Raw genomic sequence first — 22,821 nt, 5'->3', positions numbered from 1 at the left:
CCGACCGTCTAAGCCCCACGGCCATTACCGTCAATTGGCGGCCTTGGACGGCGGCTTGGTCGTGTCCTTGGCGACCTCCTTGGTCTGTTCGGCGAGGATTTGCGCCCTCGGCTTGCCGTGCAGAAGTTCGACCGCCGCGTTGAGCTGTTTGTCCTTCGCCTCATCCGGCGGCACATAGGCTTGCGAGCCGGTCTTTTCCTCGTCGCCAGTCTTGAGATGGCCCTTGAGCGAGGCTTCGCCCTTGGTGTCGTCCTTGCCCTTAAGCTCGTCCGGCACGTCCTGCAGGATGATCATGTCGGGATCGATGCCCTTGGCCTGGATCGTGCGGCCGGACGGCGTGTAATAGCGCGCCGTCGTCAGCCGCAGCGCGCCGCTGGAGCCGCCAAGCGGAATGATCGTCTGCACCGAGCCCTTGCCGAAGGACCGCGTCCCGATCAGCGTCGCGCGCTTGTGATCCTGCAAAGCGCCGGCGACGATTTCGGACGCCGAGGCCGAACCGCCGTTGATCAACACGACGACGGGCTTGCCCTTCGACAGATCGCCGGAGCCGCGAGCGTTGTAGCGCTGGGTTTCATCGGCGTTGCGGCCGCGCGTCGACACGATCTCGCCCTTGTCGATGAAGGAGTTGACGACCTGGATGGACTGATCCAGCAAGCCGCCCGGATTGTTGCGCAGATCGAGGATGTAGCCTTTGAACTTGTCGGCGGGAATGTCCTGCTGCGCCTTGGCCATGGCGGCGCGCAGGCCTTCCGCCGTCTCCTCGTTGAACTGCGAAATGCGGACATAGGCGATGTCGTCGCCCTGTTTACGCGAGCGCACGGATTTGATGTGGATTTCGGCGCGGACCAGTTTGACCTCGACCTTGTCCTTGTTCTTGCCGCGGAACAGCGTCAGCTTGACAGGCGTGTTGATCGCGCCGCGCATTTTGTCGACGGCCTGATTGAGGGTCATGCCCTGCACGGTCTCGTCGTCGATGGCGCCGATGAGATCGCCGGACATGATCCCGGCGCGCGACGCGGGCGTGTCGTCGATCGGCGTGACGACCTTCACGAGCCCGTCTTCCTGCGTGACCTCGATGCCCAAGCCGCCGAACTTGCCCTCGGTCTGCGTCCGCATATCCTTGAACGCCTTGGCGTCAAGGTAGCTCGAATGCGGATCGAGCGAGGTCAGCATGCCATTGATGGCGTTTTCGACGAGCTTCTGCTCGTCGGGCTTCTCGACATAGTCGGCGCGCACTTTGTCGAACACGTCGCCAAACAGGCTGAGATTCTTATACGTGTCGGCGGAAGCAGCTTGAGCAGGAGCGCCGATGACGGCGCGCGCCTGCTGGCCAAGCGTGGCGCATCCCGCTCCAATAGCAATTCCTGTGGCGATAAGGGCTGTTTTGCGAATCATCCGCCGACCTTCCGACTGTCTGACTTTGCCCACCATGGGCCCGAGTCGATTGACGCTCCGTCCTTGCGGAACTCAACATAAAGAATGGGTTGTTTCGCGCCAATTGCGATGGTCGCCGCGGTTTGCGCGGCTCCGTCTCCCATGCTGGCAACCGGCTCACCTGCGAGAACGAACTGTCCCACGTTCACATTGGTGCGACTCATGCCGGCCAGGACCACATAATAACCGCCGCCGGCATTAATGATCAAGAGTTGTCCATAACTACGGTAAGGCCCTGAAAAAGCGATCCATCCGTCGCAAGGGGCGATAACGACGCCGTTTTCGCGCGCCGCGATCGACAGGCCCTTCTCCTTGCCCCCAGAACCGTCGGGCGCGCCGAAACGCCGCACGACCGATCCCGCGGCCGGCGCCGGCAGCCGGCCTTTAAGATCGATGAAGGCGACAGCGGGCGCAAGCCGCGCCGGATCCTTGAACGGCGCAGACAACGCTTTGAGCCGCTCTCGCTCGGAAAGCCTCGCTTGAGCTTTGGCGCGCTCGTCGTCGGCCTTGCGCGCCGCCTCCGCCGCGCGCCGCGCCGCCGCACTGTCCGCCTCCATGCGCGCGATCAGGTCCTTGAGGCTCGTGGCGCGCTGCGCCAGCGCGCGTGCGCGCTCCGTCTCCGCCTGCAAGGCGCTCTGCGCAGAGGAAAGCGCGTCCTGACGTTCGGCGATCATCGGGGCGAGCCTTTCCCGCTGAGCGCTGAGACTCGCTTGCTGCTCCGCGAGGCTTTCGCGCTCGCGCCGAACGCCATCGCGCACCTGCTCGAGTTCCGAAAGATCGCGCTGCAGCTGGCGCGCTTCGGCGCGCATTTGCGGCAACAGCGCGCCGAGCGCGAGCGACGCCCGGACGGCCTCGAGAATCTCGTTCGGGCGCGCGATCAGCGCCGGCGGCGGCTTCCGGCCCATCCGCTGCAGGACGGTAAGAATCTCCATGATCAATCCGCGGCGGCTCTCGAGCGAAGAGACGATCTTGCGCTCATTCTCGGTGAGCGCCGAAAGCCGCTCTTCGATCTCGGCCGCGCGCCCTTCCGTTTCCTGCAGCCGCTGGGTCGCTTCGATGAGCGCGCCATTCAGCCGTTCGCGCGCGGCGGCGTGATCGACAAGCTGCTCTTCGAGTCGACGCGCGCGCTCCTGGGCGGCGCCCATCGTGTCTTCGACGCCGCGCAATTCTTGTTGCTTTGACGAGATGTCCTTTGCGTCCGGACCTTGTTGTTCGGCATGCGCGGAAAATGCGACAGAAATCGCAAGGAGCGCCGCAGAGATGAGCCCGCGCTCGGTGGCTTCGTTACCCGCCATGCTCGAAACGCTCATGTCCGTCCGCGGCATCAATTTCGCTCGGAGGCCGATATGCGCCGGGAATCGCGTCCACATTGCGGCAAAGCCCGGCGAGGATCGCGCGGGCGCGGCGCGAATCAACGAGCGCGTTGACCGATCCCGGCAGTCTGCGTCGCCAGTTCAAGCGTTCGCGATCGGTGCCGGGCAAATTGATCGCATGCGTTTCCCCCGCAAGGTCATCGAGTTGCGCCATGGCGAGCAAGGACGGCGTGCGCGCGATGAACGCATGAAGCGCCAGCGCCAATGCGTCGTCGAAGGCGTCCGACGAGTGATGCGAATCGTCGATGAGCGCCTGCGCGCGCAACGCATCGAGCAGCGCGTCCTTTTCCGCGCAGCGCGCGGCGCGAGCGGCTTCAGCGGCGGCGGGCGCGATCAGCCCCAGCGCTTGCTTCTCGGCGATGTCCGCCGCCGCCCACCAGCCTTCGAGCGTCGGCAAATCATGCGTCGAAACGCAGGCCATGGCTTTCTTGGGATAGAACGCCGGCGGCGCGAAGCCCTCGCCCGAACGTTCGAACCTTAGAACCCGGTAGCTCAGCACGTCGGCGCGTTCGAGGCGCTCGCGGAAGCCCCACGGCGCCGTGCCGAGATCTTCGCCAACGACGACGCATTGCGCGCGTTTGCTTTCGAGCGCCAGCTGACCAAGCAAGGTCTCGAACGGATAGCTCATATAGGCGCCGGCCGCGGGCTTTTCGCCATCCGGAATGACGAAAAGCCGCGCCAGGCCCATGACGTGATCAATGCGCAGCGCGCCCGCGTGGCGCATGTTGGCGCGCAGCAGCTCCGCGAAATCGGCGCCGCCGCTTTTCTCCATTTCGATCGGATTTGGCGGCGGCAATCCCCAATTCTGGCCTTCCCGACTGAAGGCGTCGGGCGGCGCGCCGATCGAGAAGCCGTCCACGAAACTTGCCGCGCGGCTCCAGCACTCGGCGCCATCGGGCGCCGCGCCGATGGCGAGGTCGCGGCAGAAGCCGAGCGACAGGCCGGCTGCGTGCGCATCCTGCGCCGCATGTGCGAATTGCGCATCGGCGAGCCATTGCAGAAATTGCTGAAATTGGACGCGCGTCGCATGTTCGCTGGCGAAGGTGCTCAGCGCCGCATCGCGCGCCTCCCGCAGCTCTTGCGGCCACATCCGCCAGCTTTGGCCGTTGCGCGCCTCGCTGACCGCCTCGAAGACGCAGAAGCGCGCGAGCGCCGCGCCGCCCTGGTCGATGAAGCCCGCGAATGAAACGACAGGCGCTGCGTCGGGCTGGCGGCGCGAACGATCAAGGAAGACGGCGAAGGCGCGTTCGAGCGCCGCCATCTTCAGCGCATGAACGCCGCGATAGTCGACATCCGCGGCGGCGCTGAGAGCCGCCGCGGTCTTCTCGTCGAAATCGATCGAGACGCCAAGCGTGCGCTGCAATTCAGCGACATCGATATAGAGCGGGTCGAGGAAACGTCGGTCGGACGGATAGTACGGACTGACACGGGTGCGATCATGCGCAAACAAGGCGTGCAGCGGATTGATGGCGATGAGCGCGGCCCCCGCCTTGGCGCCGATGCGCGCGAGCTCCGCGAGCGTCGAGAAGTCGCCAATTCCCTGATCGCGCTCGCGGCGCACGGAATAGAGCTGCGCCGAGAGGCCAAATTCGCGTCGCGCATCGTCTGGCAAGTAGCAGCCCGGCGGCGCGACAGTGAGCGCACAGCTCTCGCCGCTCTCGAGCGACAAGTGATGACGCCCGGCGGGAAGCGGCGGCAGACGCGCCTCGACGCCGTCGCAGCGCCGGCCATCCAATCCGCGCCATGTGACCGGCGCGGCGTTCTCCGCGCGCAGCGTGACGCGCGAACAGCTTCCGTCTTGCTGCGTGACGACGATCCAGCTTGGCGTGCGGCCGTTGCGTGCGGCAAGCCGAAGCGTGAAAGTCTCGCCTTCCTTCGCCGAAAGGCTCGCCGGCAACGCGCGTCTGTCACGGAAGTCTGAAAGACGCACGAGACTCTCGCGGGCCTCATCGAGCGTGCCGGACGGAAAACCCAATTGCGCTAGCAGCGCACAGACTGTCTCGCGAGGCGCGTCGTGCAGCGCGCCTTCGACGTCGCGCCATTGTCTTTCGACGCCTGCCGCCTCGGCGAGACGCGAGAGGATGTCCTCCGAAGCGAGCGCAGAAGGCCGGCGCCGCGGGCGCCTTTCCTCGACGAGAAGCACGACAGATCGCGGCGTCGTACGGAGGATTTCTTCAATGTCTTCGCTCGCGCCGTCCTTCGCCGAATTGAAGGCCAATCTCCAACCGCGATTGTCGCGAGCGGGCGGCGGCCGCACCGTTATCTCCTCCAGACCGCGATGCAGAATGACGATGACGCGATCGCTCTCCGCGTAGAGCACGGCGACAAGCGTTTGCGCCTTTCCGTCGCGCCAGTCGTCTTCGCGCATCGTCGCGCCGTCAGGACGCAGCCATTCGACATCGGGGATAAGCGAAACGTCATGCGGCGCGCCCTCGAGAAAGCGATCATCGTGCAAGGCCAAGTGTCGCTTGCGCAGCGCGATGAGCTTCGCCGTCGTCGCGATCAGTTCTTCGTCGGCATGCGCCCAATCGATCCATGAAAGGGCGTTGTCCTGCGCATAAGCGTTGTTGTTGCCGGACTGCGTCTTACCCAACTCCGCGCCCATGGCCAGCATCGGCGTTCCGCGAGAGAAAAGGAGCGTGGCGAGCAGATTGCGCGCATCCCGCGCGCGCGCCGCATTGATCGCGGCGTCTTCGCTCACGCCTTCGACGCCATTGTTCCAGGAAAGATTGTGGTCGGCGCCGTCGCGGTTCGCTTCGCCATTCGCTTCATTGTGCTTATGCGCGTAGGAAACGAGATCGCGCAAAGTGAAGCCGTCATGGGCGACGATGAAATTGACGCTGCGTGACGGGCGCCTGCGCGCGAACACGTCCTGCGAGCCGGCGAGTCGCGTCGCGAGCTCGGCGACGCCGCAGGAATCCCCGCGCCAGAAGCCGCGCGCGCCGTCACGATAGCGATCGTTCCATTCGGCGAAAGGCTCGGGAAAGTCGCCGAGCCGATAGCCGCCTGGGCCCATGTCCCAGGGTTCGGCGATGAGCTTTAAATCTCGCAGCACAGGGTCTTGCAGGATCGCCGAAAGCAATGGCGCGTCGCGATCGAACCCCGAGGGGCGACGCGCGAGCGTCGTCGCGAGATCGAAGCGAAAGCCGTCGACGCCGCCGTAAAGCGCCCAGGCGCGCAGCGCATCCATGATGAGCCGCACGACAGGCGCGCGCCCGCAATCGAGAATATTGCCGCAGGCCGAGTCATTGACGTAACGCGCGCCGTCGTCGGCAAGCCGGTAATAGCTGGCGTTATCCAATCCTCGGAACGAGATTGTCGGGCCGAATTCATCGCTTTCGCCCGTATGGTTGAAGACGACGTCGAGAATGACTTCGAGCCCGGCCCCGTGAAGTCTGGCGACGGCTTCCCGCACTTCACGCCAGCCGCCCGGCGCAAGCCGCGGGTCGGGCGCCATCACGGCGATGGGATTATAGCCCCAGTAATTGGAGAGCCCGAGCGGCGGGAGATGGCGCTCGTCGATCCACGCCGCGCAAGGCAAAAGCTCCAGCGTCGTGACGCCGAGCCGCGTCAGATGCGCGATTCCCGCGTCATGCGCGAGACCGGCGAAGGTCCCGCGCAGATGTTGCGGAATGTCAGGATGGGTCGCGGTGAAACCCTTGACGTGCAGCTCATAGATGATGGTATCGCGCCAGGGATGCTTTGGCCGCAGCGACTCCGCATAGACTGGCTTTGCGACAAGCGCTTTCGGCAAATGCGCGGCGCTGTCGGCGCGCGCCGTCTCTCCATAGGCGAAGAGCGACGGATGCGGCGCGAAGGCGCGATCGAGCGCCAGCGCGTAAGGATCGACGAGCAGTTTCGCGGGATTGAAGCGATGCCCAGCGTCCGGCGTATCGGGCCCATAAGCGCGAAAGCCATAGCGCTGGCCTTCTGTGAAGCCCTCGACATAGCCGTGAAAAACATCGCCGCTGCGCGCCGGCAATTTTATGCGGGCGATCTCCTCGTCGGCGTCATCGAAGAGACAAAGTTCGATCGCCTCGGCATGCGCGGAAAACACCGCGACATTCGCGCCGCTTGCGTCCGGCGTGACGCCAAGCGGCTCCGGCGCGCCCTCGGCGAGGCGGCCGATCATGTGACTCGGCTCCTGCCCGATTCGTCATGCCCGCGCTTGTCGCGGGCATCCACGCGGTTCGATCGGGCGATATCATTCGAGGCATTTCGCAAACTTGCATCATTGCGCCCGATGAAGGCGTGGATGGCCGGCACAAGGCCGGCCATGACGGGGAATTTGTGAGGCGTCACCCAATCTTCGCGGCGACCGCGTCCCGAAAGAGCATCGCGTAGCGGCGCGCCGGATTGCGCCAGGAGACGTCCGTTTTCATGCCGTTGACCTGAATCTTGCGCCACGTCTCGGCGTCCTCGAACAGATTTTCGGCTTCGCGCAGCGCGATGGCGAGCGCCTCGGCGGTCGTCGGCGAAAATTGCAGGCCGGTCGCGACGTCGGCCTGCAGCGCCATCTCATTGGCGTCGACGATCGTATCTTTCAGCCCGCCGACGCGCGAAACGATCGGCACGGCGCCGTAGCGCAGCGCATAGAGCTGCGTCAGTCCGCATGGCTCGAAGCGCGACGGAACGAGAAAGGCGTCGGCGCCCGCCTGGATCATATGCGCAAGCTCTTCGCTATAGCCGATATGAACGCCCACACGGCCCACATGCGCCGCCTCCGCAGCGACAAACCCTTCTTCAAGCGTCTTGTCGCCAGCGCCGAGCAGAGCGAGTTGCGCGCGGCCGCGCATCAGCTGCGGCAGAACATCGAGCAGCAGATCAAGACCCTTTTGCCAGGACAGCCGGCTGACGACGCCGATAAGAAAGGCGTCGGGGTCGACGCGCAGTCGCAGACGTTTCTGCAAAGCCGCCTTGTTCCGGGCGCGCGACGGCAGGCTCCAATGATCGTAGCGCGTTCCGAGATGCGCATCGGTCGCCGGATCCCAGGTCTCTTCATCGACGCCGTTCAATATGCCGCTCACGCGATCCGCGCGTGCGCGCAACAGGCCCTCGAGGCCCATGCCGAATTCCGGCGTCTCGATCTCGCGCGCATAGCTTGGCGACACCGTGGTGATGCGGTCCGCGAACTGCAGGCCAGCCTTCAGGAAACCGATCGCGCCGTAATATTCGACGCCGTCGATATCGAACGCGCGCGGCGGCAGTCGCAACGGCTCCAGCAGTTCCTTGGAGAATTGTCCCTGGAAGGCGATGTTGTGGATGCTGACGATCGTCGCCGGCCGGGGCCGGTCCGCATAATGCATATAGGCCGGCGCGAGCGCCGCCTGCCAGTCATGCGCATGCACGACATCGGGCGCAAATTCATCGAGCGCGCCGAGCCCGATCTGCGCGCCAGCCCAGGCGAGCGCCGCGAAGCGGAAGGCGTTGTCGGGATAATCGGCGCCGTCCGGCCCCGTGTAGAGCCCCCCTTCGCGCGCATAAAGATGCGGCGCGATGAGCGCATAAATCGTGACGCCGTGATGGTGGGAGGCATGAATCCAGGCCGGGCCGCCGAAGAGATCATCGAACTCGAGAACCGTTTCGCCCGCGCCCAGCGTGGCGATTACGTCGGGATAGCCCGGAATGAGCGTGCGCAGCTCGATGTTTTCGGCGGCGAGCGCATGCGGCAGCGCGCCGACGACATCGGCGAGTCCGCCGGTCTTGACGAAGGGCGCCATTTCTGAAGCGATGGCGAGCGCGCGCAACACGCTCATGCGCAGAGCCTGTCGATCATCGGCTGCGTGATGAGACAGATCCCGCCCTCGGTGCGGCGAAAACGCGCGGCGTCGAACTCCGGGTCCTCCCCGACGATAAGTCCCTGCGGAATCTGCACGCCGCGGTCAACGACGACATTGGTGAGCCGCGCCGAGCGGCCGACGTCGACATAGGGCAGGACGACGGCGTTTTCGACGGTCGCGTAGGAATTCACGCGCACGCCGGTAAAGAGCAGCGTTCGGCGCAGCGTCGAGCCGGAAACGATACAGCCGCCCGAGACGAGCGAGGACAGCGCCTGTCCGCGCCGTCCGACCTGATCGTGCACGAACTTCGCCGGCGGCGTGATTTCGGCATATGTCCAGATCGGCCAGTTGCGATCGTAAAGATCGAGCTGCGGCGTGAAGTCAGTAAGATCGATGTTCGCCGCCCAATAGGCGTCCACCGTGCCGACGTCGCGCCAATAGGCGTTCGGCTCGCTCGCCGCGCGCACGCAGGAACGCTCGAAATGATGCGCGACCGCCTTGCCCTGCGAGACGATGTAGGGGATCAAATCCTTGCCGAAATCATGCGTCGAGCGCGCGTCGCCGGCGTCGCGGCGCAGTTGCTCGTAAAGGAACTTCGCCTCAAACACATAGATGCCCATGCTGACGAGGGCGCGGTCGGGATGTCCCGGCATCGCCGGCGGATCGCTGGGCTTTTCGATGAACGACAGGATCCGGTCGTTTTCGTCGACATGCATGACGCCGAAGCCCGACGCCTCGGCGCGCCGCGCCTCGAGACAGCCGATCGTCACATCGGCGCCGGAGTCCACATGCTGCTGCAGCATGGGCTCATAGTCCATCTTGTAGACGTGATCGCCCGCGAGCAGCACGATATATTTAGGTTCATAGCTCTCGACAATGTCGAGGTTCTGATAGACGGCGTCCGCCGTGCCGAGATACCAGTGGTCTTCGGAAACGCGCTGGCTCGCCGGCAGAATGTCGAAGCTCTCGTTACGCTCGGTGCGAAAGAAGCTCCAGCCGCGCTGCAAATGGCGGATGAGGCTGTGCGCTTTGTACTGCGTCGCGACGCAAATGCGCCTGATGCCGGAATTGAGCGCATTGGAGAGCGCGAAGTCGATGATGCGTGACTTGCCGCCGAAATAAACCGCGGGCTTCGCGCGCCTGTCGGTCAATTCCATCAGCCGCGCGCCGCGGCCGCCGGCGAGCACATAGGCCATGGCGTGGCGCGCGAGGGGCGGATTTTCAAAGGCGGACATCGCCACTTCCCATCAAGCCGACGAGCCTATCATCGGGTGAACGGCGTAACTTCGCCCTCATGCTGAGCAGCCTGCGAAGCAGGCGTCTCGAAGCGCGAGGGCGAAGCTTGTCGCTTCTCGGGGTTGCCTCGTCCTTCGAGACGGCCCTTTCGGGCCTCCTCAGGATGAGGAAACCCCTGCCCCAGTCTCTTGAAGCGGACATCTGCATCGTCTCACTCGATTCGATCTTCATTTTAGTTCATCGCTTTCGAATGCGAAGAAGAGAGTCGACAGCGGCGGCAAAAGAATTTCGGCGCTCGCGGGAAAGTCGCGGAACGCTTCGACGCGCGCATGAATGGCGCCGAGATTGCCAAGTCCAGAGCCGCCATAGACCGCAGCGTCGGAATTGACGAGTTCACGCCAGCGTCCCGCGCGCGGCAAGCCGAGCTTATAGGCGCTGCGCGTCACCGGCGTGAAATTCGATATGACGACGATCGCGCGGGAACGATCCGCGCCGAAACGCACGAAGGCGAATACCGAACTCTCCGCGTCGTCCGCGACGATCCACTGAAAGCCTTCGGCCTCGCAGTCGCGCGCATAGAGCGCTTCGTGATCGCGATAGATGCGGTTGAGATCGCGAATGAACGCCTGAAGTCCGCGATGCGGCGGAAAATCGAGTAACCACCAGTCAAGGCTGCTCGCGAAACTCCATTCGCCCGTCTGACCAAACTCCTGGCCCATGAACAGAAGCTTCTTGCCGGGATGGCCCAACATGAATCCGTAATAGGCGCGCGCGGTCGCGAAGCGGCGCCATTCGTCGCCGGGAATTTTGCCGACGATCGCGCCCTTGCCGTGCACGACCTCGTCATGAGAGATCGGCAGCACGAAGTTCTCGGTGAAGGCGTAGAGCAGGCCGAAGGTCAGCTCGTTATGACGCCATTTGCGATGGACGGGCTCGGATGAGAGATAGCGCAGCGTATCGTTCATCCACCCCATGTTCCATTTGAAGCCGAAGCCGAGGCCGCCGGCATATGTCGGCCGCGTCACGCCGCCCCAGGCGGTGGATTCTTCGGCGATCGTCACGACGCCGGGATAAAGCGCGTAGACGCGTTCATTGAACCTTTGAAGAAAGGCGACCGCGTCGCGATTGTCGTTGGAGCCGTCGGGATTGGGCGACCATTCGCCCGCCTTTCGCGAATAATCGAGATAGAGCATGGAGGCGACGGCGTCGACGCGCAGCCCGTCGATGTGGAAGCGATCGAGCCAATAGAGCGCGCTGGCGATGAGAAAATTCGCCACCTCGCGACGCCCATAATCATAGATCGCGGTGTTCCAATCGGGATGAAAACCGCGCTTGGGATCGGCATGCTCATAGAGCGGCCCGCCGTCGAATTGCGCGAGGCCATGTTCGTCGGTCGGAAAATGCGCCGGCACCCAGTCGAGAATGACGCTGAGGCCCGCCTGATGGGCGCGGTCGACGAAGCGGCGAAAGCCATATGAGTCGCCGTGCCGGCGCGTCGGCGCGAAAAGCCCGATCGGCTGATACCCCCAGGAGGCGTCGAGCGGATGCTCGTTGATCGGCATCAGCTCGATATGGGTGAAGCCGAGATCGGCGACATAGGGCACGAGCTGATCGGCGAGTTCGTCATAGGTGAGAAAGCGCCCATCCTCGCCGCGCCGCCACGACGGCAGATGAACCTCATAGACCGACATGGGCGAACGTCGTGGGTCAAAATTGGCGCGCGCGCGCATGTGACTCTCGTCGCCCCAGTGATAGGGCGCGTTTGACGCGACCACGGACGCGGTCGAAGGCCGAAGCTCCGCCTCGAAGCCGAGTGGGTCGGCTTTGAGCGGCAAGAGCTCGCCATGCCGTCCGATGATTTCATATTTGTAATTGGCGCCGGCGCCGACGCCGGGAATAAAGATCTCCCAGACGCCGCTGTCGATCCGCTTGCGCATCTGCGCGCGTCGCCCGTCCCATTGGTTGAAGTCGCCGACGACGGAGACGCGTCTGGCGTTCGGCGCCCAGACGGCGAAATGCGTTCCTTCCACGCCCTCATGCGTCAGCACATGCGCGCCAAGCTTGTCATAGAGCTTCTGATGCGCGCCCTCGACGAGCAGATGGTCGTCTGTCGGACCAAGCACCGGCGAAAATGCGTAAGGGTCGGCGAATTCCCATCGCGCCGCGTCGTGAGAGGCGACAAGGCGATAGGGCGCGCGCGCCTTCAGCGGCGTCACCCCTTCGAAAAAGCCGTCGGCGTGAACGCGACCCAGCGGCGCGATCACGCCGCCGTCGGGGGCGATCGCCTCCACGCTCGTCGCGCCTGGAACGAACGCGCGAATCACATAGCCCGCGGGCGTTTCATGCAGGCCGAGCACCGCGAACGGGTCGCCATGGCGCGCGCCGATGATGGCGGCGATGTCGTCTGCGGAAGCGCGCCAGTTGGCTTCAGTCATTTCGTTCATTCAAACGAGCCCCCTCCTCCCGCTTGCGGGAGAAGGTGTCATGCGAAGCATGACGGATGAGGGAAATTTGCAAGCGCCCTCACCCGACCCGGCTTCGCCGGGCCACCCTCTCCCGTCTTACGGGAGAGGGAATGCGCGAACTAACTTGCTCTGTGGAAGTTAGCATCGCTGAAGGCGCCGCGACAGTGAAAATGCACGCCTCATCGTCGAGGGCCTGCCTCACACAGCGACATTCCAGATCTCTTGCGCATATTCGCGGATCGTGCGGTCGGAAGAAAACCATGCAACCCGCGCCGTGTTGAGGATGCTCGAGCGCCGCCACGCCTTCTGGTCCCGCCAGCGCGCATCGACGCGGCGCTGCGCCTCCCAGTAGGAGTCGAAATCCTTCGCGACGAGAAAGTGATCGTAATAGGTCAGCGTATCGACAAGCTGCGCATAGCGGTGGGGATCGTCGGGCGAAAAGACGCCGGCGGCGATGGCCCGCAGCGCCTCGGCGAGACGCGGACTGGCGGCGATCGTCTCGCGCGCGTCGATGCCCTTCGCGCGGCATTCCTCCACCTCCTGCGCCGCAAGGCCGAAGATGAAAATATTATCGTCGCCGACGCGCTCCCTTATTTCGACATTGGCGCCGTCCAGCGTGCCGATGGTGAGCGCGCCGTTGAGCGCGAATTTCATATTGCCGGTGCCGGACGCCTCCATGCCGGCGGTCGAAATCTGCTCGGAGAGATCGGCCGCCGGAATGATCGTCTCGGCGAGGCTCACATTGTAGTTCGGCAGGAACACGATCTTCAAAAGACCGCGCGTCGCCGGATCGGCGTTCACGATCTTCGCGACGTCGTTGGCGAGCTTGATGATGAGCTTGGCCTGGTGATAGCTCGCCGCCGCCTTGCCGGCGAAAATCTTCACCCGCGGCGCAAATTCGCGCGCCGGTTGCGCGATGATGTCCTGGTAGAGCGCAACGGCTTCAAGCACGTTCAACAGCTGGCGCTTATATTCATGGATGCGCTTGATCTGCGCGTCGAACAGCGCGGCAGGATCGACTCTGACGCCGACGCGCTCGAAGATTGTCGCCGAAAGGCGCGATTTGTTCTCGCGCTTGGCCGCCGCGAACCGGTTCTGGAACTCGACGTCATCGGCATATTTTTCGAGTTCGATCAGTCGCTCCGGCTGATCGAAGACGCCTGCGCCGATCGTGTCGGCGAGCAATCGCGACAGCGGCGGATTGGCCTCGAGCAGCCAGCGGCGGAAGGTGACGCCATTCGTCTTGTTGACGATGCGATCGGGATAGAGCCGATGGAAATCCTTAAACACCGTCTCCTTGACCAGCGCGCTATGCAACGCCGAGACGCCATTCACCTTGTGCGAACCCAGAAACGCCAGATGGCCCATGCGGACATGCCGTCCGTTACGTTCGTCGATGAGCGATACTGAGGCGAGCGTCGCCGCGTCGCTCGCGCCCTTCTCGCGCAATAGGTCGAGGTGCATGGCGTTGATGAGATAGATGATCTGCATATGGCGCGGCAGCAGCCGCTCCATCAGCTGCACCGGCCAGGTTTCGAGCGCTTCCGGCAAGAGCGTGTGATTGGTGTAGGAGAAGGTCGCCTGGGTGATGCGCCAGGCCTCCTTCCACTCGACGCCGTGGACGTCGACGAGAAGCCGCATCAGCTCGGCGACGCCGATCGCCGGATGCGTGTCGTTGAGCTGGATCGCCACCTTGTCGGCGAGCCTGTGGATGTCGCCGGTCTGTCGCATGTGACGGCGGATCAGATCCTGTAAGGAGGCCGAGGCGAAGAAATATTCCTGCCGCAGCCGCAGCTCCTGTCCCGCGGGCGTCGCGTCGCTTGGATAAAGAACTTTGGAGATCGCTTCGGCGCGCGCCTGCTCTGATTGCGCCCCCACATGATCGCCCTGATTGAAAGCGTCAAGGCGCAGCGCGTCGAGCGCTCGCGCCGACCACAGGCGCAGCGTATTGACGTGCTTGCCGCGCCACCCGACGACAGGCGTGTCATAGGCGACGGCGACGATGGTTTCGCCCGGCCGCCACACATGCGCCAGCATGCCGTCGGCGAGGCGCGAGCTTTCGACATGGCCGAAAAAGCCGACGTCATAGGTGATTTCCGGCCGCGGAAATTGCCAGGAATTGCCGAAGGAGAGCCAGTCTTCGGGATATTCGTGCTGCCAGCCGTCCTTGAGCGTCTGCCGAAACAGGCCGTGGTCGTAGCGAATGCCGTATCCCATGGCGGCGATTTCGAGAGTCGCCATGCTGTCCATGAAACAGGCGGCGAGGCGCCCGAGCCCGCCATTGCCGAGCGCCGCATCCGGCTCCAGCGCGCGCAGCATGTCGAGGTCGACGCCAAGTTCGGCGAGCGCGTCGCGCATCACCTCGGTCAGGCCGAGATTGGTCAGCGTGTCGATGAGCAGACGGCCAATGAGAAATTCGAGCGAGAGATAATAAACGCGACGCCGGTCTTCCCGATAATTGCGCTTCGTCGACGCGAGCCAAGAAGGTACGAGCCGGTCGCGGGTCGCAAGCGCGGTCGCGACGAACCAGTCGCGCGGACTGGCGTCGGCGTTGTCCTTGCCGACCGTATAGGTGAGGCGCCGCTGCACGTCGTCGCGCAGCGCGGCGACGACGGCCTTGTGAGCGGCCTCGGGCGGGTCGAAAGCGTTCAAGGCGATCCTTTCGCGATGGACCGGATTTCCGGTCCAAGACATGTCTCAGAAGGACATGTCTCAGAAGCGGCTGTTGTAGGTAGAATTGGAATTTGGCGCTACCGGGCCGCGCCGGCGCCTGAAGTTGAGGCGCCTAGGCGCGATTATCGAACCTCAAAGGTGAGGGCGCGGTTTTCCGCCTGATCCGGTTCGCCGTGGGATGCGACGAGGCGCCGCCCGCCAACGCCCTGACCCTCGAGATAGCCCATCGCCGCCTCCGCGCGCCGCTGCGCCAGCGCGTCATTGGCCGTTTTGGCGGCGGAACCGCGAACATGCCCCCGAACCTCGATCGTCGCGTATTCCGGGCACCGGCGAATGACCGGCGCCGCCTTGGCGAGCGCGCGCGCCGACGAAGACGTCAGCCGCGCGCTGCCTTTGGCAAAGGCGAGTTCGCCCGGAGTCGACGATTGTTCAAGCGCCGCTTTGCAATCGGCGAGCGTCAAGCCGCCGGATACAGCTGCGGCTGGCGCGCTTGGCCCTTGCGCGTGCACGGGCGATATGGTCGCGCCGGCGGTCGGTGTTTCATCGGCAGGCGGCGAAGGTTCTGGCGGCATGTCGGCGTTCGCGCTCTTTGTCGGCGCGGCAAAGCGGCGACCCACTTCGCCGTCGGACTGGCCGATCACGACCGCTCCGACCCAGAGGAGCGAGGCGGCGACCAGCCCTACGGCCCAGCCCTCGTGCGCCCAGATCGACCGATGCCGCGCCAGCGCCCCTAGCGCGGCGCCGATAATCAAGACGGCATAGGCCGCGAGCGCGCCCTCGACCAAAGGCGCAGCGGCGTCGAGCGCGCCGAGACGAACGACAAGCACGCCGACGCCGAAAGCGAGCGCGGTCCATACCAGCCAGCGGGCGACGATGCCGTTTTCGGGCGCGCGCCGAGTCAAAGCCCCGGCGGCGACGCCGATGGCGAAACAGGCGAGAAGCCATGGCCAGAGGCGAGAAAATTCAACAAGCACCCGCCGAGCCTAACGGGCTGAAGGCGTCTCTCCAAGCCTTAAAGGCGTCGTTCCGAGACTTAAACGCGCATCGGCATCAAGACATAAAGCGCGGTGGCCCCGTCGCGGTCCTGCACCAGCGTCGGCGAGCCGGGGTCGGCGAGCTTGAAGAGCGCCGTGTCGCTGTCGAGCTGCTGGGTGATGTCCAAGAGGTAGCGGGCGTTGAAGCCGATATCGAGCGGCGGCCCGTCATAGTCGGCTTCGAGCTCCTCCACCGCCGAGCCCTGGTCCGGATTGGTGACGGACAGCACCAGCTTGCTCTCGGAGAGAGAGAGCTTGACGGCGCGTCCGCGCTCGGAGGAGATCGTCGAAACGCGATCGACGGCCTTGGCGAAGACGTCGCGCTCGACGGTGAGCCGCTTGTCGTTGCCGGCGGGAATGACGCGCCCGTAATCGGGGAACGTGCCGTCGATCAGCTTCGTCGTCAGCAGCGCGTCGCCAAAAGTGAAGCGCATCTTATTGATCGAAAGCTCGACTGAAACCTCGCCCTGCGCGTCCTCGATGAGACGTTGCACTTCGGTGACGGCCTTGCGCGGCAGGATGACGCCCGGCATGCCGGCGCTGCCTTCAGGCGCCGGGAGCTCCAGCCGCGCCAGACGATGGCCGTCGGTCGCGACGGCCCGGAGCATCGGCCGCCCCTCGACGTCAAGCGTGTGGAGATAGATGCCGTTGAGATAGTAGCGCGTCTCTTCGGACGAAATCGCGAACTGGGTCTTTTCGATCAGCCGCTTGAGATCCGCCGGCGCGAGCGCGAATTTATGGCTGAAGTCGCCGGAGGTGACGTCGGGAAAGTCGCTCTCCGGAAGACTCGAGAGGTTGAACCGCGAACGCCCGGAGCGCAGCGTCAGCTGTCCGGCGTCGCCGGTGGCTTCCAAAGAGACCTGCGCGCCCTCCGGCAGTTTACGCACGATGTCATAGAGCGTATGCGCCGGCAGCGTCGTCGCGCCCGGTTGCGAGACCTCCGCCGGGGTCTTCTCGGTAATTTCCAGATCGAGATCGGTGGCCTTGAGCGTCAGCGCGCCGTCCTTGGCGGACAGCAGCACATTCGCCAGGATCGGAATGGTCGTGCGCCGCTCCACCACGCGGTGAACATGGCCGAGCGCCCGCAACAGCGCCGCTCTCTCGATGGTGACCTTCATCGCCGGAAAATCCGCATATCATTGCGGCGCGGCAGGCCGCCGCGCCGGGGCGAAGACTTTGGCGCGGCAGGACGCGAAGCGCAAGGGCGGGCGACGCTTAGGACTTGCTTGTCCAATAGATTCTGCTCCGGGGCGAACTCGCCCTTAACCGGCCCTTAAACGGCCTTCGTTACGCTTCATCAGGCATTTCAGGCCGTGCGGCGGCGACAGGCGAGTATCCGATGGCGCGCAGCGACAAGCGTCGCGAACCGCGGTTCGACGACGACGAAGACGGCGAATTGCGCGCCGAGCGCCGTCCGCCGCCCCGCCCGCGCGCGCGCAAAAAAACGCGGCGCTCGCGCTCGCTCTTTGGCGCGCTCATCTATTGGAGCTTCACGCTGGCGCTCTGGGGGGCGATCGCCGGGGGCGGCCTCGCCGTCTATTACGGTTCGCGCCTGCCGCCGATCGATCAGCTCGCGGTGCCCAAGCGCCCGCCCAATATCGCCATCCTCGACATGAACGGCGAGCTTCTGGCCAACCGCGGCGACACGGGCGGCGCGGCGGTCCGGCTCGCCGACCTCCCGCCCTATGTCCCGAAGGCCTTCATCGCCATCGAGGATCGCCGCTTCTATTCGCACTGGGGCGTCGATCCGATCGGCATCGGCCGCGCCATCGTCCGCAACGTCACGGGGCGCGGCGGCATGCAGGGCGGCTCGACCCTGACGCAGCAGCTCGCCAAAAACCTGTTCCTGACCCAGGAGCGAACCATCTCGCGCAAGATCCAGGAGGCGATCCTCGCGCTCTGGCTCGAGCACAAATATTCCAAGGACCAAATCCTCGAACTCTATCTCAACCGCGTCTATTTCGGCTCCGGAGCCTATGGCGTCGAGGCCGCGGCCGAGCGCTACTTCGGCCATGGCGCGAAAACCATCACTTTGTCTGAAGCCGCCGTCCTCGCCGGGCTGATGAAGGCGCCGAGCAAGCTCGCCCCAGACCGCAATCCGGAGGGAGCGGCCGAGCGCGCGGCGCAGGTGATCGCCGCCATGGCGCAGGAGGGCCACATCACCGAGGCGATGGCGAAGGCGGCGCTTTCGCATCCGGCGCGCGCCCGCCAGGACATCGGCGGCGGGTCGATCAATTACGCCGCCGATTATGTCATGGACATGCTCGACGACACGATCGGGGCCATCGACCGGGATATCGTCGTCACGACGACGATCGACGCGCGCATGGAGATGGCGGCGGAAGGCGCGCTCAAGCAGGAGCTCGACGAGAAAGGCGCCAAATTCGGCGTCGCTCAGGGCGCGATCGTCGCCCTCGATCCCACCGGCGCGATTCGCGCGCTCGTCGGCGGACGCGACTATTCGGCCAGCCAGTTCAATCGCGCGGTCTCGGCGAAACGCCAGCCCGGCTCCGCCTTCAAACCCTTTGTCTATCTGACGGGGCTCGAACAGGGACTTACCCCTGAGTCCGTGCGCGAGGATGGTCCGCTCGACGTCAAAGGCTGGCGCCCCGAAAACTACAGCCGCCAGTATCTCGGACCCGTCACCCTCGCCAAGGCGCTGTCGCTGTCGCTCAACACCGTCGCCGTGCGCGTCGGCCTGGAAGTCGGCCCCAAGGCCGTGGCGAAGACCGCGCATCGCCTCGGCGTCCAGTCCGACCTGCAGGCGAACGCCTCGATCGCGCTCGGCACGTCGGAGGTGACGCCGCTCGAACTCGTCGCCGCCTATACGCCCTTCGCCAATGGCGGGATCGGCGTCCAGCCGCATGTCATTCTCAAGGTGAAGACCGCCGCCGGCAAGACGCTCTATCAGCGCAAGAACGCGTCGCTCGGCCGCGTCATCGCGCCGCAATATGTGGCGATGATGAACGACATGATGCGGGAGACGCTGCTCACCGGCACCGCTCGCAAGGCCGAGCTTCCGGGATGGGACGCCGCGGGCAAAACCGGCACGAGCCAGGATTTCCGCGACGCCTGGTTCGTCGGCTACACCGGCCGGCTGGTCGTCGGCGTCTGGCTCGGCAATGATGACAACTCGCCGACAAAAAAAGCTTCCGGGGGCAATCTGCCGGTCGAAATCTGGAGCCGCTTCATGAGCGTCGCTTTGAAGGGCCAGCCCGTCGCCGGACTGCCTTCGGGCGCCTGGCGGTCGGAGAACATTGCGCTCCCCGAGGAGATCGCCAAGCCGATGGATGACCTCATCGGCTTGTTCACCGGGGAGTCGAGGCCGGCGCCCCGGCCGCAATCCGCGAGAACGGCGCCGGCGCCGCGCCCGCCCGCGCCAATCCCCGCCGACTCGCCCGAGCAACCGCCTGTCGCGCAGGCGTGGCCCGCGCCGCGCGACGCTCCGCCCAGGTCGCCGCCGCGCGCGATCGACGATCTTCTGCCGCCGGAAGACATCCCGACGGTCGGCTCGATCGAACGGCCGCGGCAAAGGCGCAGCGCGCCGGAACGAAGCATTTTCGAGGATCTCTTCGGCGGCGGCTGAGGCAGCGGTCGATCGCCTCGCGCGCGCGACCGGCCAAAGGCTACTCCGCCGGAGCGCGCACCGAGGCCGAAGGCGGCCGCGCGGCGAAAAACTTGGTGGCCGCGACGATTGCCGCGAGCGTCGCGAGATACACCGCGACCTGCATGCCGGAAGGCTGGTCGGCGTAGCCGATCAGCGTATGCAGCACCCGGCCGACGATGCTCTTATCCGACAAAACCCATGACGTATCCCAGGCGGTGTCGGAGAGCGCCGTCACAAAGCCCGCCTGCTGTAGAAAAGCCACGCATTGCGCCGCAAGGCCGGCGGCGAGCAGCGTGATGAGCCATGTCGTTACGGCGAACAGGCGTCGCGGCGGGATGGCGACGAGCCCATAGAATGTCGCGACGCTGGTCACGGCGCCGAGCGCCAGTCCGGCGAGTCCCCCGGCGAAGATGTCCCAGCCGGATTCGCCCGAGGCGAGAATGCCGTAAAGAAACAGCGCCACCTCGGCGCCTTCGCGCAGCACGGCGAGGCCGACGACGGCGGTCAGCGCGAAGAGCGTCTCGTCGCCGCGCGCCACCGCCCGCCCGACGTCGGATAGGTTCTGGGCCAGCTCGCGCCCGTGCTGCGCCATCCAGATATTGTGCCAGACGAGCATGACGACCGCGACCGCGAGGATGGCGGCGTTAAAGAGCTCCTGACCGCTGCCGGCGAAGGCTTGCGAGAGTCGATCGGCGAAAGCGGCGACGACAATTGCGCCCAGCGCGCCGATTCCGACGCCGGCGGCGACGAAGCCGCGCGACCCGGCGACGCCGCGCGTCACGGCGAGAACGATGCCAACGATGAGGCCGGCCTCGATGGCCTCGCGAAAGACGATGATGAGCGCGCCGAGCATGGCTATTCCGCGATGACCTCGCCCTTGGCGGCGTCCTCGTGGAACTCGCCGACGAATTTGTAGCGGCCGGCCTTTAGCGGCCGAAGCGGGAAGGTCGCTTCGCTATTGCCGGGAATCACCTTCTCGATCCGCAGGCTCTTGCTTTCGAACTCTTCGGGCGTGGCGTCGAGGTTCTTCACGGTCAGCGTCGCCGGCTGATTGGCTGGAACGCGAAGCTCGGCCGGTTCGAAGCGGTGATCCTTGATCGTGAGCGTGAAGGCGTTCTCTGCCGCAGTGGCGGCGGAAATGCCTAAGACCGAGGCCACGAGGACCCCCACAAAATGGTCGCGCTTCAAAAACCGCATCTCCCGAGTTTGCTGGGCGCCGACGGTCCCGCCGCGTCCACATCGAAAGTAAGAAGGCCGAAACATGAGGTCAATCAATCTAGTCTGGAGCGCTTCCAAGCTGATGTCGCAGGGTCGCGCGCCTTACCCTGGATAGCCGTGCCGAGATTTCGAGGCGCGCAGCAGCGACAGCGCGCGGCTGTCGGCGCCGCTGGAGCAGGCTGACGCCGCCTCGCCGATCTCATTCGAGATCTGGGCGTGGACGCTCCGATTGACGTGTCCCATCGCGAGGTCATTGTCGATGACGGAGCGATAGCGCGCGACGGCGCCGGCGCAGCCCGGGGCGTCCGGCGGAGGCGCTTCGCTCATCCGCGCCGGCGGCGGGCCCGCTGGTCCGGGAGGGACGATCTGCGGTTGGCGCGCGGCGTTGCAGCCGGCGAGGCCAGCCGCGGCGCATGCGGCCAAGAAGAGCAAACCTGCGCGCATCCGTTTCTCCGATGCTTGGCTGAAGTTTGGCTTCTCATAACGGCGTGCGCCCGTCTTGGGCAAATATTTCCTCTTCGCTTGCCGACGCCGCCAAACCGCGTCAGCATCGCAAAGCGCCCTGACGCTCTTTTGTCCGCAGTTGCTTAAGCTTCCCAAGTTGTTGGAGGGAAAATGATTCGCAACATTGTCTTGCTCGACGGCACATGGAATACGCCGCGCGATTTCACCAACATCTGCAAGAAGTCCTGGGACGAGAAAGTCGCCGAAAAGCTCATCCCTGCGAAAGGCGCGGACGGCGTCGAACAGAATGTCCGCTACTTCTCGGGCGTCGGCGCCGAAGGATACAAGATCGTCGGCGGCGCCGCCGGCCTCGGCCTGCGGACCATCGTGCAGGACGCCTACAATTGGGTCGTCGACAATTATCAGGACGATCAGGAGCTGTACATCTATGGATTTTCGCGCGGCGCCTACGCCGCCCGCGCTTTGGCCGGCCTGATCGGCGACTGTGGCATCCGAAAGACCAGAGACAAAAGCATCTTCGGCATCGCGCGCGCCAACAAGAGCGCGAAAAAGGCCTCCCAGTCGGGCGCGCCGCCGAGCGGTCCCGACATTCAGGCGAACAACCGCATCAAGCTGCTCGGCGTGTTCGACACCGTCGGCTCCTATGGGGTGCCCGCGGGGTTCAGCGGACTGGCCCCGCTCGGCCGCTACGTCACGCTGATGGTGTTCGGCGGGTTCGAGGACACGCAGCTCGGGGCGCATGTCGATCACGCGCTGCACGCAATCGGCGTCGACGAGCGGCGCCGTCCGTTTACGCCGACCTTCTGGACGGTGAAGAAGGGGGCGCCGCATCCCGCGAACATCGAGCAGAACTGGTTTCCGGGCGTCCATTGCAACGTCGGCGGCGGCTATCCGGAATCGGGGCTTTCCGACATTGCGCTGATCTGGATGATCGCGCGCACGCAGGCGCTGACGGGGCTCTCCTTCGACGCGGCCGCGATCAGGCGCGCGCTGAAGCCCAATATCGACGGCGACATTCCAGACTCGGCCGAGAAATTTCCCATCGACAGGAATTTTCCGCGCGCGCGAGAGATGTTTCCTGCCGGGGCGCCGACGAATAGTTTTGTCAGCGCCGGCGGGGACCCCGCGGAGGAGCAGGTCAACGAAAAGGTCCATTGGAGCGTGCTGGCCAAGCTCGGCCGCAGCTGCAATATCTATGGCGCGGCGAACGCCCGTTACGACCCTCCGAATCTGAAGGAGGCAATGGCGCGGCTTGGCCCCGATCTCGCGGGGAAGATCGCCGCGATCACGCCGGAAGAGCAGGACCTGCTGCCGCCGGAGCTGGCGTCGCTCGCCCGAGTCAGCGCGTGACCCTTCGGCTCGATCGTCCCGCCCGAGCGTTTTTCCGCTTGGCGGCGTGGCGGCGAGAGGCTATAAGCGCTGGAATTCGTGGCGCGCGGCCGGCAGGTCCCGCGCCGCGATCGTTTTGCGGCGCGAGTCATTTGCGACGCGAGTCAGAGGGGCGGATCGCACGCCCCCGCACAGCCCGGTAGCCGA

Annotated in this window: 14 protein-coding genes; 2 read left to right on the top strand and 12 right to left on the bottom strand. The window is 65.0% G+C overall.

Translation table 11 applies throughout. From position 1 onward, the window contains the following. Window positions 1-30 precede the first annotated feature (30 nt). The 9 genes from ACR65T_RS16925 to dnaN form a co-directional block, all read right to left on the bottom strand. Window positions 31-1,395, bottom strand: a complete 1,365-nt coding sequence (locus ACR65T_RS16925) for a S41 family peptidase (RefSeq protein ID WP_434497581.1) — start codon at window positions 1,393-1,395, stop codon at window positions 31-33. Continuing rightward, a complete protein-coding gene (locus tag ACR65T_RS16920; RefSeq protein ID WP_434497580.1) occupies window positions 1,392-2,729 on the bottom strand; it encodes a murein hydrolase activator EnvC family protein in 1,338 nt (445 codons plus the stop codon). The genes ACR65T_RS16925 and ACR65T_RS16920 overlap by 4 nt, the downstream gene beginning before the upstream one ends. After that, window positions 2,719-6,939 carry a glycogen debranching protein GlgX gene (gene glgX / locus ACR65T_RS16915; protein ID WP_434497579.1) on the bottom strand — a complete coding sequence of 1,407 codons (4,221 nt, stop codon included), beginning with the start codon at window positions 6,937-6,939 and terminating at the stop codon, window positions 2,719-2,721. The genes ACR65T_RS16920 and glgX overlap by 11 nt, the downstream gene beginning before the upstream one ends. A 166-nt stretch (window positions 6,940-7,105) precedes the next feature. Continuing rightward, on the bottom strand, window positions 7,106-8,563 hold the full coding sequence (gene glgA, locus ACR65T_RS16910) for a glycogen synthase GlgA (RefSeq protein WP_434497578.1): 1,458 nt from the start codon (window positions 8,561-8,563) through the stop codon (window positions 7,106-7,108). Further along, a complete protein-coding gene (glgC, locus tag ACR65T_RS16905; RefSeq protein WP_434497577.1) occupies window positions 8,560-9,822 on the bottom strand; it encodes a glucose-1-phosphate adenylyltransferase in 1,263 nt (420 codons plus the stop codon). Before glgC ends, glgA begins: the two co-directional genes overlap by 4 nt. 228 nt (window positions 9,823-10,050) lie before the next feature. Then, window positions 10,051-12,258 (bottom strand): 1,4-alpha-glucan branching protein GlgB, encoded by a 2,208-nt coding sequence (glgB, locus tag ACR65T_RS16900; protein ID WP_434497715.1) that lies wholly within the window; start codon window positions 12,256-12,258, stop codon window positions 10,051-10,053. Between the two features lie 228 nt (window positions 12,259-12,486). Then, window positions 12,487-14,982, bottom strand: coding sequence for a glycogen/starch/alpha-glucan phosphorylase (locus ACR65T_RS16895; protein WP_434497576.1), 2,496 nt, complete (start codon window positions 14,980-14,982; stop codon window positions 12,487-12,489). A 101-nt stretch (window positions 14,983-15,083) separates the two neighbouring features. Then, window positions 15,084-15,935: an OmpA family protein gene (locus tag ACR65T_RS16890; RefSeq protein WP_434497575.1), complete on the bottom strand. Its 852-nt coding sequence runs from the start codon at window positions 15,933-15,935 to the stop codon at window positions 15,084-15,086. A gap of 59 nt (window positions 15,936-15,994) precedes the next feature. Beyond that, entirely contained in the window at window positions 15,995-17,113 is a 1,119-nt protein-coding gene (gene dnaN, locus ACR65T_RS16885; RefSeq protein ID WP_434490992.1) for a DNA polymerase III subunit beta, read from the bottom strand. A 221-nt stretch (window positions 17,114-17,334) separates the two neighbouring features. On the opposite strand from dnaN, the gene ACR65T_RS16880 reads away from it, so the two are divergent. After that, window positions 17,335-19,581: a transglycosylase domain-containing protein gene (locus ACR65T_RS16880; RefSeq protein ID WP_434497574.1), complete on the top strand. Its 2,247-nt coding sequence runs from the start codon at window positions 17,335-17,337 to the stop codon at window positions 19,579-19,581. Between the two features lie 40 nt (window positions 19,582-19,621). On the opposite strand, the gene ACR65T_RS16875 is transcribed toward ACR65T_RS16880, so the two are convergent. The 3 genes from ACR65T_RS16875 to ACR65T_RS16865 form a co-directional block, all read right to left on the bottom strand. Then, window positions 19,622-20,455 (bottom strand): FTR1 family iron permease, encoded by an 834-nt coding sequence (locus tag ACR65T_RS16875; RefSeq protein WP_434497573.1) that lies wholly within the window; start codon window positions 20,453-20,455, stop codon window positions 19,622-19,624. 2 nt (window positions 20,456-20,457) lie between these two features. Then, complete coding sequence (locus ACR65T_RS16870) at window positions 20,458-20,760, bottom strand: cupredoxin domain-containing protein (RefSeq protein WP_434497572.1); 303 nt, start codon at window positions 20,758-20,760, stop codon at window positions 20,458-20,460. Between the two features lie 162 nt (window positions 20,761-20,922). Then, the gene (locus tag ACR65T_RS16865) at window positions 20,923-21,264 is read right to left on the bottom strand and encodes a hypothetical protein (protein WP_434497571.1); all 342 of its coding nucleotides are present in this window, start codon (window positions 21,262-21,264) and stop codon (window positions 20,923-20,925) included. 171 nt (window positions 21,265-21,435) lie between these two features. Here ACR65T_RS16865 and ACR65T_RS16860 point away from each other — a divergent pair, with 171 nt between their 5' ends. Next, window positions 21,436-22,635 carry a DUF2235 domain-containing protein gene (locus tag ACR65T_RS16860; protein ID WP_434497570.1) on the top strand — a complete coding sequence of 400 codons (1,200 nt, stop codon included), beginning with the start codon at window positions 21,436-21,438 and terminating at the stop codon, window positions 22,633-22,635. Window positions 22,636-22,821 lie beyond the last annotated feature (186 nt).

The organism is Methylocystis sp. (genome assembly GCF_051061285.1).
Taxonomy (GTDB): domain Bacteria; phylum Pseudomonadota; class Alphaproteobacteria; order Rhizobiales; family Beijerinckiaceae; genus Methylocystis.
Note: the sequence above shows the minus strand (reverse complement) of the source record. Positions and strands in the feature narration are given on the sequence as shown.